This window comes from Bacillus sp. NPDC094106 (assembly GCF_044764345.1).
Taxonomy (GTDB): Bacteria; Bacillota; Bacilli; order Bacillales; family Bacillaceae_G; genus Bacillus_A.
Window position 1 is genome coordinate 260,527 of the sequence record NZ_JBIWHY010000001.1, and the last position, 14,152, is coordinate 274,678.

General features: G+C 36.2%; 11 protein-coding genes. 3 read left to right on the forward strand and 8 right to left on the reverse strand.

Annotated features, from left to right (window positions below):
• Positions 1-164: 164 nt before the first annotated feature.
• A complete protein-coding gene (locus ACIQ7L_RS01475) occupies positions 165-1,862 on the reverse strand; it encodes a M3 family oligoendopeptidase (protein WP_400565811.1) in 1,698 nt (565 codons plus the stop codon).
• A 266-nt stretch (positions 1,863-2,128) separates the two neighbouring features.
• On the opposite strand from ACIQ7L_RS01475, the gene ACIQ7L_RS01480 reads away from it, so the two are divergent.
• Positions 2,129-2,464 carry a YrdB family protein gene (locus tag ACIQ7L_RS01480; RefSeq protein WP_400565813.1) on the forward strand — a complete coding sequence of 112 codons (336 nt, stop codon included), beginning with the start codon at positions 2,129-2,131 and terminating at the stop codon, positions 2,462-2,464.
• A 232-nt stretch (positions 2,465-2,696) separates the two neighbouring features.
• Here the strand turns inward: ACIQ7L_RS01480 and ppaC are convergent, their stop codons facing one another.
• Positions 2,697-3,629, reverse strand: a complete 933-nt coding sequence (gene ppaC, locus ACIQ7L_RS01485) for a manganese-dependent inorganic pyrophosphatase (protein WP_400565816.1) — start codon at positions 3,627-3,629, stop codon at positions 2,697-2,699.
• A gap of 196 nt (positions 3,630-3,825) precedes the next feature.
• Between ppaC and ACIQ7L_RS01490 the strand changes: the two genes are divergently transcribed.
• The gene (locus tag ACIQ7L_RS01490) at positions 3,826-4,632 is read left to right on the forward strand and encodes an alpha/beta fold hydrolase (RefSeq protein ID WP_400565819.1); all 807 of its coding nucleotides are present in this window, start codon (positions 3,826-3,828) and stop codon (positions 4,630-4,632) included.
• A gap of 161 nt (positions 4,633-4,793) precedes the next feature.
• Here the strand turns inward: ACIQ7L_RS01490 and ACIQ7L_RS01495 are convergent, their stop codons facing one another.
• From ACIQ7L_RS01495 to ACIQ7L_RS01520, 6 genes are all read right to left on the reverse strand, one after another.
• Positions 4,794-6,284: an alanine/glycine:cation symporter family protein gene (locus tag ACIQ7L_RS01495; protein WP_400565820.1), complete on the reverse strand. Its 1,491-nt coding sequence runs from the start codon at positions 6,282-6,284 to the stop codon at positions 4,794-4,796.
• Between the two features lie 112 nt (positions 6,285-6,396).
• Positions 6,397-7,881 carry an aldehyde dehydrogenase family protein gene (locus ACIQ7L_RS01500; RefSeq protein ID WP_400565823.1) on the reverse strand — a complete coding sequence of 495 codons (1,485 nt, stop codon included), beginning with the start codon at positions 7,879-7,881 and terminating at the stop codon, positions 6,397-6,399.
• 95 nt (positions 7,882-7,976) lie between these two features.
• The gene (gene dapA / locus ACIQ7L_RS01505) at positions 7,977-8,876 is read right to left on the reverse strand and encodes a 4-hydroxy-tetrahydrodipicolinate synthase (RefSeq protein WP_400565826.1); all 900 of its coding nucleotides are present in this window, start codon (positions 8,874-8,876) and stop codon (positions 7,977-7,979) included.
• 229 nt (positions 8,877-9,105) lie between these two features.
• Entirely contained in the window at positions 9,106-10,059 is a 954-nt protein-coding gene (locus ACIQ7L_RS01510; RefSeq protein WP_400565829.1) for a proline racemase family protein, read from the reverse strand.
• A complete protein-coding gene (locus ACIQ7L_RS01515; protein ID WP_400565832.1) occupies positions 10,056-11,093 on the reverse strand; it encodes a proline racemase family protein in 1,038 nt (345 codons plus the stop codon). The genes ACIQ7L_RS01510 and ACIQ7L_RS01515 overlap by 4 nt, the downstream gene beginning before the upstream one ends.
• On the reverse strand, positions 11,090-12,265 hold the full coding sequence (locus tag ACIQ7L_RS01520; protein ID WP_400565834.1) for an NAD(P)/FAD-dependent oxidoreductase: 1,176 nt from the start codon (positions 12,263-12,265) through the stop codon (positions 11,090-11,092). Before ACIQ7L_RS01520 ends, ACIQ7L_RS01515 begins: the two co-directional genes overlap by 4 nt.
• A gap of 235 nt (positions 12,266-12,500) precedes the next feature.
• Here ACIQ7L_RS01520 and ACIQ7L_RS01525 point away from each other — a divergent pair, with 235 nt between their 5' ends.
• Entirely contained in the window at positions 12,501-14,144 is a 1,644-nt protein-coding gene (locus ACIQ7L_RS01525; protein WP_400565836.1) for a sigma-54 interaction domain-containing protein, read from the forward strand.
• Positions 14,145-14,152 lie beyond the last annotated feature (8 nt).

Sequence of the window (14,152 nt, forward strand, 5' to 3'; positions counted from 1 at the left end):
ATGAATACTTCACCTTTCTCCAGTAAATTGATAAACGCTTTGCTCATATAAAAAAACAAGCGATACTTTGAAGATCAATAGACTTCTATCAGAAACATAATCCCTTCTTCTAACAAAAATTAGAGATTATGTTTTTGATAGATTTTGAACAGTCCCTCTAGCTTTTAACTTAATTCTTCCATTACATGTATGACGAATTCAGAGATATTTTTTATAGTTTGTTCAGAGAAATCAAAATGAACACCTGTACTCTGGTAGATATCCGCAATCGATGCATTCCAATCCATACTTGCCCCTTGTTTAAATAAGGCGATTGCTTTCGCTGGATCCTCACGATAGATTTGAAACAGTTGTAACGCTCCTAGCTGTGATATTGCATACTCTATTTTATAAAAAGGATACTGAAAATAATGAAAAGACTCAATCCAACTTGCTCCAATTTCTGCTTCAAAACCTGTAATATCAACTGATGAATACCGAAATCTTTTGCTGATTTCAAGATATTTTGCATCCCGTTCTTCGGGTGAATGGTTTGGGTTCGTATAGAGCCAATGTTGAAATAGGTCACCTGAAAGCGGAGAAATTAACAAAGAGAATGCACGATGCATTTGTTCCCTTTGTGCTTTCTTACATTCATTATCTTCAGGATAAAATATATTAAGCTTATCCATTAAAAAGAGTTCTAGACTATGGGAATACAGCTCAGCTACTTCTTCACGAAGATATCGTTCTTGCATACCACTCTCATTCGCAAACTGTTTGTAGAAATGGATGGCATGACCAACTTCATGTATAAGAGCATTAATCGCATGAAACGATGGGCTAAAGTTGGCATAAATGAATACATTCTTTGTTTTCGGTAAAGTAAAACAAGCACCTCCTGGGGCCTTATTCTTTCGCTCCTCTACATCTATCAACTCTTGCCCACGAATATGTTGAAATCTCTCCTCAAAATATGAATCGGTCTTACCTAACATGTTTTCGACTCCATCCAGCAAATCAACAAAATTGTTGAATGGAGATGTTTGTAATGTACAGGGGCTGATATCCCACGGACAATACTTTTCTATATCAAGTTCTGTTTTAAAGAGTTTCGCTACATGTTTCCATACCGGGATAACATGTTTTTCAACAGACTCATGAAATGTATAACAATCTTGAATGTTGTATTCTCTATTTTTTAGTTTAAATATATAATCACGGTAATTACTAAATCCCGCATTCAATGCCATTTGATGACGTAATTGTACTAGTTCATTCATAATACTATCTACAGCGTGCTTTACATGCGTATGCGACTCAGATAAAGCACGCCATGCGCGTTCACGAATCTCCCTATCTGGACTATCTAACTTTGCTTTTATGTACGGATAAGATTTTGTTTCCCCATCCCAATCAATCGTTATACTAGCCATAATTTCTTTATATTTCGTTATTAACTCCTGCTCCTTCACAGTAAGCAAAACATTGTCTTCATGAAACATCTTATTTTTTTCTAACCTTACTTTGCGCATATAACCATATTTTTCATCTTCCAATAATTTGGCGAACGGACAATTACTAAATTTTTTGTCAAACTCAGCAGTATATTTTGTAAGAAGTGGCTGAATATTAGTTTGATAATATAAATATAAGTCGCGTTTATGTATGTTTTTCGTATCTCTATAAAAATCGATTAGACGACTCGTTATTACTTCTTCCACTTCAGCGCTTAAACGTCGTTCCTCAACTAGCCACTTCTTTAATTCAGAAATGGAACAAATGTCTTGATCAAGAAGTGCTTGTAGTCTATCTTTCAATTTTTTTGCATCATAATAATCGTTTTCTTCATTATACTTTTCCAATCCTGAAATATTAGCCATAACATTCCTCCTTAACTTTGCTTTAAGTATTTAGACTCATGTGTCACAGACAAGTCTAAATTTACTTATAGTGTTTTAACCGCTCGCTGTTCACCATGTTGTTATATACTTCTACGCGAATAAAAACATTCGACATGAAACATAAAACCCCTCTAAAAATAAGGATCTGTTATCGTTTATTGTTGATTTATAATGAAAAGAAAACGTTGTTGACGAAAAACTGGGATATATCAAAAAGACATGTTTTTCAAAGGAGTGTTCTTTGATTGTTCATAAAATCTGTAAATTTAGCTATCCGATTTCTTCTAGAGTTATGTGCCCTTGCATCATTAAGTTATTGGGGCTTTCAAGTTGGAGAAAGTGTGTATACAAAATTTATTTTTGGTATTGGCTCACCACTACTTTTTGCAATATTATGGGGGACTTTTATTGCACCTAAAGCATCGTTGAAATTGCCAGAACCGTACAGATTTATTCTGGAATTCATTATCTTCGGAGTTGCCTCATCCGCTCTGTATGTTGTTGATAAAACAATCTTAGCCATTATTCTTGGAATGGTATTTATAATTAACCGCCTTTTAATTATTACTTGGAAACAATAATTAGAAATATTAACTAACTTAGCACAAGTAATAGGTTGCATCACACATTCCTTCTCGTTTTTTTAATAGGAAAATCAACAGTTAAGTTTAACAGAGCCAAAAATAAAAAAACTGTCAAAATTGACAGGTCCATCGAGATACAATATGAAAGCTTTTCTAACTTTCCATAACAAAAAGGCAAGCAGACTTTTCGACCGCTTGCCCTTTTTCTATTATCCAAACTTACTATATATTATAGAGCTTGGAATGTTTCTGTTAATACAGGAACGATTTGTTTTTTACGAGAAACAACACCTTTTAAAGTAGCAGTGTTGTTCTCTAATGTTACGTTGTATGCTTTCTCAACAGCGTTTGCTGCTTTACCGATAGCAAGACCAACAGAATCGTTAGTTAAGATATCAGTTACAACGAATAAGAATAAGTCTAGACCTTTTTCTTCTACTACTGCAGAGATTACTTTTTCTAATTCCGCTTGGTGTACAAGAACATCGTTTGTATCAACAGCGTTTACTTGTGCGATTTCAACTTTTGCATTGCCCATTTGGAATTCTTTTGCATCCAGGGAGATTAATTGTTCCATTGTTTTACCGCTTAAATCTGCACCAGCTTTTAACATTTCTAAGCCGTAGCTTTCTGCGTCAACACCAACGATTTCCGCTAATTCACGAGCTGCAGCTACGTCTTGTTCTGTACAAGTTGGAGATTTAAATAGTAAAGAATCTGAGATAATTGCGGATAACATTAAACCTGCAATCTCTTTACGAATTGTAACGCCGTTTTCTTTGTACATTTTGTTTAAGATTGTAGCTGTACAACCAACTGGCTCACAACGATAGTATATAGGATCGCTTGTCTCAAAGTTAGCAATACGGTGATGGTCAATAACTTCCAACACACGAACAGATTCGATATCGTTAGCACTTTGTTGACGTTCGTTATGGTCAACTAAAATAACATTGTCCACTTCGTTTGCAACTGTTTCAACAAAACGCGGTCCTTCTACTTTAAAATGATCTAACGCAAATTGAGTTTCACCGCTGATTTCACCTAAACGTACAGGATCAGCATTCATTCCTAATTCTTTTTTCAACTCTGCATAAGCAATCGCAGAACAAATTGCATCTGTATCTGGGTTTTTATGCCCGAAAACTAATACTTTTTCCATGTTTTCCACCTCTTCATGAAAAGGATATCTTAAAGAAGCAAATATGACAATATTTTAAACACATTTTTTATAAATAAAATCAAGTTTCTTTCATTTTTACACAAAAATACTACACTTCGCCTACATAAGAGGAAAAAAATATCAAAAGCATAATAAACTTATAAAAAAGCTATTTATTAAAAGGAGGCTTTCTAATATGCCTAGAATAAAACTTGAAAATAGTGTGGAGTTATACTATGAAGATCAAGGAAAAGGTAAGCCGATTCTTTTTATTCATGGTGTTTGGATGAGTAGTCGCTTTTTCCATAAACAAACCCCTTATTTCAGCGATAAATACCGTGCTATTTCTATTGATTTACGAGGGCACGGACGTTCTTCGCACATTGAAACTGGCCACACAATCACAAGCTATGCTCGTGATTTGCATACCTTTATAGAGGCTTTAGCGTTAAAAGATGTTACATTAGTAGGCTGGTCAATGGGAGCATTTGTTGTATGGGAATATATAAAACAATTTGGAGAACAAAATATACAGGGTTCGGTAATCGTAGATGAACTGGCATCAGATTTTAAATGGCCTGATTTTCCTATCGGTGCCTTTGATTTTCCAACGCTTATTCATTTAATGAGAGAGATTCAAACAAATCAAACTGAGTTTCTAAAAGGCTTTATTCCTCTTATGTTTAAAGAACCCCTTTCTCCAGAAGATTTAACCTGGATACTTGAAGAAGTCACAAAAGTTCCAGCATCCATTGCGAGCGCTATTTTATTTGATCAAACCGTTGTTGATTACCGTGAAGAATTAAAGACAATTACAAAACCAACCTTGCTTTGTTTTGGGAGAGAAGAAAAATTAATCCCAGTTGCTGCAGGAGAACATTTACACAAACATATTCATAATTCCCAACTCGTTATTTTTGAAAACAGCTGTCATTGCCCATTTTTAGAAGAAACCGACCATTTTAATCATGTGTTACATGCTTTTATTGAATCACTTTCATAATGTATTTTCCAAACAGTCTAATGTGTTGAAACTTAAAAAACTTATTTTCTAGCCAACACAAAAAGGCCATTCAAAATAATGAATGGCCTTTATTAATACTTCGCTTAAAAATAATTGAATTTTCAGAATAAAATACTTAAAAATGTGCTTGATACTATAAACTAAAATTTTATACTCTCATCAATTGGTACACTTTTTTTAGAAGTCTTAGCTTCCACCTCTTTACATCTCTCTTCCCAAAATTCAACACCTTCAATTCCTACTTTTTTAGGATTAAAGACAGGGTCTTTCCCTTCTTTTTTCTGAGTTTCATAATCCCTAAATACTTTTAAAGCTGTCTTACTCAGCAGTAAAATCGCCAAAAGGTTAAGCCATGCCATACTGCCTATTCCTAAATCACCTAGATTCCACAAAAGAGAAGCTGATTCCACACTACCAATGTAAACCATAGTTAAAAATCCAATTTTCAAAACGGTTTTTAGCCATTTTAATTTAAATTTATGATCCAAGTAAGTAAGTGTAGTTTCTGCAATATAGTAATAAGCTAGTAAAGTAGTGAATGCGAAGAAAAAAATGGCGATAGAAACAAATAATGGACCGAAACCTGTAACTACAGTTTCAACAGCCTGTTGGGTATATATTGGGCCTGGCTCAATATTCCCCATCGTTTTCACAATTGCACCTTTTCCCTCAGGTATAACATTATACATACCGGTTATCAGAATCATAAGAGCTGTCGCTGTACATACAACAATTGTATCTATATACACAGAAAAAGCTTGGACTAGCCCTTGTTTAGCAGGGTGTGATACTTCAGCTGCTGCTGAACTATATGTTGCTTCTCCAACACCAGCAACATTTGAAAATACAGCCCTTTTTACTCCCCAAGCAATTGCCGCTCCAACAATTCCTCCAAACATTTCATTGATTCCAAATGCACTCGAGAAAATGAGAGCGAACATATTGGGAATTTCTGTCACATTTGCAATTAGAACGATACATGTCACTACGACATACCCGATTGCCATAAAAGGAACCAGAGTTTGAGAAACAATTGCAATTCTCTTTACTCCTCCAAATATAATCGCCGCTAGCAAAACAACTAAAAGGATACCTGTTATATACTTACTTACACCTGATGAATTTTCAAATCCAACCGCAATGCTACTTGATTGAATTCCTGGTAATAAAACGCCATATGAAATCGTAACGACAATGGCCACAACTACTGCGAACCATTTTGCCTTCAAGCCTTTTTCAATAAAGTATGGTGTACCCCCGCGGTATTCATTTCCTACTTTATTTTTGTATAATTGGGCAAGTGTTGATTCAATGAATGCGCTAGCTGCCCCTAGTAATGCCATAACCCACATCCAGAAAACAGCCCCTGGACCTCCAAAGGCAATCGCTGTCGCTACACCGGCAATATTTCCAATTCCAACACGCCCTGATAAAGCTAAACAAAATGCTTGAAATGAAGATATACCAGTCTCTGAACTCTTTCCTTCAAATAATAATTTGATCATCTCTTTAAAATACCGAATTTGTAAAAAGCGAGTAGCAATTGTGAAATACACACCTGCACCTAGCGCAAAAACAACTAATCCTATACTCCACACTTGTCCTACTAACCACTCTATTAACTTTTCCATCCCAATCCCCCTCATAATTGTGTTGAAAAAGATTTATATATTGCATGCTTAAAAACAAAACGGACAACTTCATCGTTCATTCAAGTTGTCCGTTAGCTTTCCTATTTGATCATTACTTTATATTCACCCAAACACTCTTTACTTCCGTGTAGTTATCCAGCGCATACGACCCTAGTTCGCGCCCAATTCCGGATTGCTTATAACCGCCAAATGGTGCTGCTGCGTTTTCTAAATTGTAATCATTAATCCAGACTGTTCCTGCCTTTAGTCTATTTGCTACTTGATGTCCAGTTTTAATATTTTGGGTCCATACGCCAGCAGCTAGCCCGTAGGTAGAATGATTTGCCCTTTTAATTACCTCCTCAGTCGAATCAAATGGCATGACTACAACGACTGGGCCAAATATTTCTTCCTTTGCAATTGTCATATCATCAGTAACATTTGTAAAAACCGTCGGCTGAACAAAGTAGCCTTTTTCAAATGCCTTTTCTCCGCCTGCTGCAACTGTTGCACCTTCAGCTTTTCCTTGTTCAATATAATGTAGTACACGCTCTTGCTGTTTTTTAGAGACAAGCGGTCCCATTTCTGTGTCTTTTTCCATACCTGCACCAAGCTTTACGTTATTCGCCATTTTCACAAGTTCTTCTACTACTCTCTCATAATGTTTCCGATGAACAAATACACGGGAACCTGCGCTGCAGTTTTGACCATGGTTATACATAATACCTTGGAATGCTCCAGGGATAGCTTCTGATAAATCAGCATCTTCTAAAATAATATTAGGAGACTTCCCACCAAGTTCTAACGTTACATGTTTGATCGTTTCAGCAGATTGACGCATAATATATTTCCCTGTAACTGTCGAACCTGTAAAAGCTACTTTATCAATATCATGATGATTTACAATTGCTGCCCCGGCTTCTTGCCCAAAACCTGGAACAAAGTTTACGACGCCCTTTGGAAAACCCGCTTCTTTAAAAAGCTCTGCTACATATAATAGAGATAGCGGTGTTTGCTCCGCCGGTTTTAACACAATCGTACACCCTGTCGCAAGAGCCGCTCCCATTTTCCAAGCAGACATGACTAATGGATAATTCCAAGGAATAATTTGACCAACAACACCAATCGGCTCATGACGTGTATAATTTAAATAATCTTTTGAAATAGGTATTGTTTGCCCTAAAATTTTTGTAGCCCAGCCAGCATAATAACGATAATTTTCCACTGTCGCTGGAATATCATCTTCAAGTGCAACTTGATATGGTTTACCATTATCCAGCGCTTCTAGCTGTGCTAGTTCTTCTTTATGTTCTTCGATTAAATCAGCTAGTTTGTATATAAGATGTGCTCTTTCAGCAGTAGTCATCTCAGCCCAGTGTCCCGCTTCAAAAGCCTGTCTTGCAGCTTTCACCGCTCTATCAACATCTTCAGCTTGCGCCTCACTTACAACAGCAAGAACTTCTTCCGTAGCTGGATTATACGTTTCAAATGTTTTCTCGCTAATAGAAGATACAAAGTCACCATTAATAAACAATTTGATTTCCTTATTTAAAAAATCTTTTACCCTTGGTTTCAATTCGATTTTTGTTGTTAACACGTTTTATACTCCCCTTTCATTATATAAAGTGAAACTTTAATCAGTGGGGGCTTCATCCCCCACTGCCCGCAAATAGTGGGATAAATGAATTCATTTTATACAGCTGAATTTGCAGTAATTTGTGATAAAATATCTTGCAGCTTTTGATCTTCTTCAGGTGTCAATCCTAAGCGCGGATAACGAGATGGTCCTCCAGCTTGCCCATTTAATTCCATCGCCCGCTTAACAATTTGCACATATTTTCCTGACCCTTCAAGGAATGCGCAAAGAGGCAAAATTCTATCATTCATTTCCCAAGCTTTTTCTAACTCACCATTTTGAAAGTACTCATACATTTGTGTAACAAGTCCTGGAACTATATTTCCTGCCACAGAAACCCAGCCTGTAGCTCCTACTAAATAGGATTCCATAACTAAATCCTCGGACCCACAAAAAACTTCAAAGGATCCTTTTCCCTTTCTCACCAAATCTCTCGCTTTACGGATATCTCCGCTCGATTCTTTAATATGAGTCACCCTCTCACATTCTTTCCCAATACGAAGCATGAGTTCTGTACTCATATCGACACCAGATGTAAACGGATTATTATAGAGCATAATTGGTATATTTACAGCATTTGAAATTTCTTTGAAATGAAAATAAATCTCTTCTTCTTTCGGTTTACAATAATAAGAGTTAATAATTAGTGCACAATCTGCACCGTTCACCTCTGCATGTTTTGTATATTCAATTGTTTCTTTCGTTGTTTCAGCAGCAGTCCCTACAATCACAGGGATGCGTCCATCTACCTCTTTTAATACAGTTTCAACCATCTTACATCTTTCTTCTTTAGATAAACTCACAAACTCTCCTGTACTTCCATTGATTATAATGCCAGCAACCTTTTGCTTAATAAAGTAGTTAACGTTTTGCTTTACTCCGTTCCAATCAACTTCTTGTAACTCATTCATCGGTGTAATTAATACTGGAAATGCCCCTTTTATACTTTGCATCATTATCTCTCCCTTTTAAAATTACAGTATTGTTTTTTCCTACTAGCAACCTTATTCTTCATATGCAGAATAAAAAGTAACCTCCACTCGTTTGCTCTTTCTGTTTTTACTTCGCATGTGGTAGAAAAGGCCCTGACCGTTTCTATGCATGACTAGATGCTCTCTCCCGCCTAAAAAGAGGGATTTTATGTCAGTTTTTTAATTGATGTATATATAGTTCAATGTATAATGACTATTTCAATAGAAACCCTACTGGAAAAGGATCGGTAGGATCTAATACAAATGTTTGCATGCCTGTAATAAATCCTCGGCTTGTGAACGTAAATGTGTACCCATTCTCTACCTTATTCGTTTCTTGCAGTGTTAAAAAACTATTAAAAATACTCTCATTTATAAATGGTCTTTCCCTGCATACATCTTTTTTAGAACGATAACTCAAATAGGAAACCATTGTTGATTCAAACCCAGGTGAACGAACGATATATTCGTTATCCTGAAAGGTAATTGTTTTTATACGATTCTCTTTTATTTGGGCAGCGTCTACTAAAACTACTCTTTTTATCGAAAGATTGGATGGAAGAGCTTCAAGCACCGCTTTTCCCCATCTCCTTAATTCAGAAATGTTTTCTATACGAATCTCTTTGAAAAATTCGTCCTTTTCAAACACAACATATAATTGATCAGCTTGTATAAGAGAGTACGGTATATTTTCGAATGCAGTACTCAATTGCAGGTTTTCTTCAACTACATAACATGGCTTACTTTCTAGTGAGACAGAAACTACTTCACTCTTTTCCATACTCGCAGTAACTGAAAATATACCGCAAAGCGTTTCAATTTTATATTGATTGGACTCTCTTTGTTTTAGCTGACCACTTTCTAGTAAAGTTGTTACCACAGCAACGATACCGCCATAATGAAAAGGAATGCTTCCCTCATGATTGAAAAATAATACAGCCGCATCCACTTCTTTATGGATTGATGGAACGACAACGCATCCTTTTAGACCTGCAAATCCACGTGGCTCATTTAATAAAAGCTGAATCTCATCTATCCATCCACAAGAAATTTGTTCATGTAAGTGGTCCAAACTCTGATAATACATAAATGGGACATCTTTAATGACACGGAACGCTTCACCGGCTACGTGTACATCTATTGCTGAATACATCTGTTGAATATTCATTTTGCGTCCTCCGTTTCATGTTCCATCGGCGGAATAAGCAGAAAGCCTTCTTTCAGTGGATCTTCTTCGTGATAAATGAATCTATGCATCCCCATGAGCCAAGCTGAACCTGTAATTTTTGTGACTACAGCCTCTATGTTCTCTACATATGTTGTCTCTAATACACATCCTTTAAATAATGATCCAACAATACTTTCATGAATAAATTCTTCCTGAATCGAAATTTTTTTGTTTGCATATAACACAGCTAATTTTGCCGATGTACCAGTACCACATGGAGAACGATCGATTCCTCCAGGGGGAACAACAACTGTATTTTTCACATTTGCTTTTTCATGAGTAGAATCCGTATAAAACTCAATATGAGTTAATCCTTTTATAAATGGATATTGCGGGTGAATAACCTCAAATTTTTCATTAATCGTATTTCTTATATGAATTGCTGTTTCGATTATTTGAGAAGCATTTTCTGGTACTAAATCTAATCCAACTAATTTTGCATCTATAATGGCGTAAAAGTTCCCGCCATATGCAATATCAGCATCTATATATCCAATTCCCTCAGCATTCACACAAACACGCTTTAACAAGAACGCTGGAATGTTACAAAAAGATACTTCTTTTGCCTTTCCATTTTCAACAGAAATATCCACCTCAACAAATCCAGCTGGTGTATCTAATTTTAATGACGTTACTGGCTCATAGACAGGGATTAAACCAGATTCAACTAAAGCAGTACATACCCCGATCGTATCATGCCCGCACATTGGCAAATATCCGCCTGTCTCTATGTATATAACACCTATATCCGCTTCTGGATGGCATGGATCTGTTAACAACGCCCCAGACATCACATCATGTCCACGCGGTTCGTTCATTAAAAATTGACGTATCCAGTCATACTCCGTTTTCATATGAAGCATTTTTTCCGCCATTGTTGTTCCTACCAGCTTTGGCAGACCGCTGATTAACGTTCTTGTTGGATTCCCTCCTGTATGCGTATCAATTGTTGTAAAAACTCTTTGTGACCTCATCCGTTTAGCACCCTTTCTGTAAAACGATTAAAACGAAGCGGTTCAATAGGGATTGATGTTTCCTTTTCATTTATGAATTCTTCGACAATTTTCCCTGTAACTGCTGCGAGACTAATTCCATCGCCCTCATGACCTGCTGCAATATAATAATTCGGAAGGTGATCCACTCGTGAAATAATTGGTAAATGGTCTTCTGTCCACGGGCGTAGTCCTGCATAGGAACGAATCACCATCATATCTGCCATTTTCGGGTAAAAGCGAATGGCACGATTCGCGATACATTTGATGACTTCATTATTTATTTTTGTATGGAATCCAACAAACTCTCTACTGCTTCCAATTAAAAAATTTTGGCTTTCAGTTGGCTCAAAAACAAGAGCTACTCCGTACTTTTCAGTCAATGAGTCGACCCTACGTTTCCCTCCAAATTTAGAAATTAAATAGCCGAATTCCATCACTTTTCGAGCCCCTACATGTTGCTGCCTTGAAGCAACAATAATATGCCCCTTTCTCGGCTTAATTGGTATAGAAAGGTCCAACATCTCTCCAATTTTAGGTGCCCATACTCCAGCAGCATTGACAACGTGATCTGCCGTAAACATTCCATTTGTTGTTTCTATAAGAAATGAACCATTTGTTTCTTTCTTCATTCCTTTTACTTCTGTCTGTTTGAAAGCCTTCGTTCCGAACTTTTTCGCCTCTTCAAGAAGTGAAAAAGCAAGAAGATATGGATTTACAGTGGAATCAGTTGCGCATTCTAGTCCGCCTAACAAGTCATCAGCAAAAAATGGTGACTCTTCTCTTATATCTTGCCGATCAAGCATCCGAAATGGTAATCCTGCTTCTTTTTGACGATTCACCCATTTTTGCGCAGCTTCCATCTCCTCCTCTGACTCGCAGACAAGAATGCTTCCTGGTGCTCGATATTCAAAAGGATGCTCTAATTCTTTACTCAGTTCCGTTACTAAATTTTGACTAAACAACGACATTTGACTATCAAAGCCTGGGTCTTTATCAATGGCTAAAATATTGCCGTCACATCGTGAAGATGTACCGCTTACAAACTCTCCCTTTTCAATGATTGTTACATCTCTTCCGTATTTTGAAGCGTAATAAGCAATCGAACAGCCGATAATTCCACCGCCAATTATTAAAACATCACAATGCCTCATAACGTATACCTCCTTTCTTTAAAATCGCTCATTTTTTATTTATGCAATTGATATGCCAACTAAAATAAACTTTTTCATCGTAAGAAATACTGTATATTCTCACTGACGTTACAATAAAAAAACGTGTATTACGATTTGTTTTCTGAGTAAGTGTAAAAAAAATTTGAATAATAAATAAATAGGTGTATTATATTTTTAGCAGTGTTAATAAATTTTTACATTCTAGGAGGACGTTATGACATTTTCATTGCCTTCAATAAAAGAAGCGGTACAACATTTTCTCACGGATACAACGTTTGATACGAATCACATAGAAGAAAAAAATAACGAGTTTTATTACCATGGACTTCCTTGCCAAGTCGTACATGAACAAGATTCATTCTCTGCCTTAATTGAAGCATTTTCTAATCATGCGGCAGTTGTTATTCTCGATACAAATCATAGTCCTGTATGCTGCATAACCGCTGCACAGATGATTCACTTTCTCCAAAATGCCTATAAACAATTACAAGCGTTTTATGAAACTGTCATTCAAACAACGGATTCTTCAGTCACTGTCATCGATGATCGTGAACGTGTCCGCACATGGACAGAAGGCGCTGAAAAAATCTTTTCAGTTAAGCATCAAGATATAATTGGACAACCTATTACTCATTTTTTCGATTATAAAAATCTAGAAATCTTGCAATCACTACATGAAGGAAAAAGTATTGTAGCCAAATACCATCAACCTCGTTCGGATTTATTTGTTTTAATTAATTCAAATCCTGTTTATTGTGATGATCAAATTATTGGTGCAGTCGTTTCTGAAACAGATGTCACAAACCAAGTTGTGTTGAATGAAAAGTTATTTAATATGTCTAGTGAAGTACACCGTTTAGAACAAGAAGTAGCAAAATATAAAGACGCATCCGATCCCTTTCAATCCATGAAAGGAAAAAGCTCTGTTATACAAAGAACGATTCATTTGGCTAGAAAAGTTTGTTCTGTAAAATCAACGGTTTTAATATTAGGTGAAAGTGGTGTTGGGAAAGAAATATTCGCGAAAGCAATTCACGAAGCAAGTGAAAAAGAAAATGCTCCGTTCATTTCCATTAACTGCGGTGCAATACCAGAAGCTTTATTTGAAAGTGAATTATTCGGGTATGAACGAGGCGCTTTTTCAGGCGCAAGCAGTAAAGGAAAAAAAGGAAAAATAGAACTTGCTAAAGGCGGTACTTTATTTCTTGATGAAATCGGTGAAATGCCGCTCGATATGCAAGTAAAACTTCTTCGTGTATTACAAGAGCGAAAGTATTATCGCGTCGGTGGGGAAAAAGAAATTAACATTGATTTTCGTATTATTGCAGCTACAAATCGTAATTTACAAGAATTAATGGCACAAGGAAAATTTCGTGAGGATTTATATTATCGGTTAAATGTAGTTAGTCTGAACATTCCACCATTAAGGGAAAGACGAGAGGATATTATCGAATTAACATATTCTTTTTTAAACGATTTTTCAATCAATTATAAACGGCCAATTTATGAACTACCTCCAGAAGTTATGCATGAACTCCTTCACCACAATTGGCCAGGGAATATTCGCGAGTTACGCAATGTCATAGAAAGGCTTGTTGTATTCGCAACAGATGGTGTAATAAAGCAAGAATATTTACCCTTTCATACAAACAGTGCTTCTCAAGAACTAACATCTCATTCGTCATTAGGCAGTAACAACACTATTTTGACCTTACAAGAAGAAATGGAACAACATGAGAAAAAAATACTCGAAAAAGCTTTGAGAATTTTGAATGGGAATAAACTAGAATGTGCGAAGCAACTTGGTGTTACAAGGGCTACCTTATATAATCGCTTAAAACGACTCGGCTTACATTAAGTTCTCTC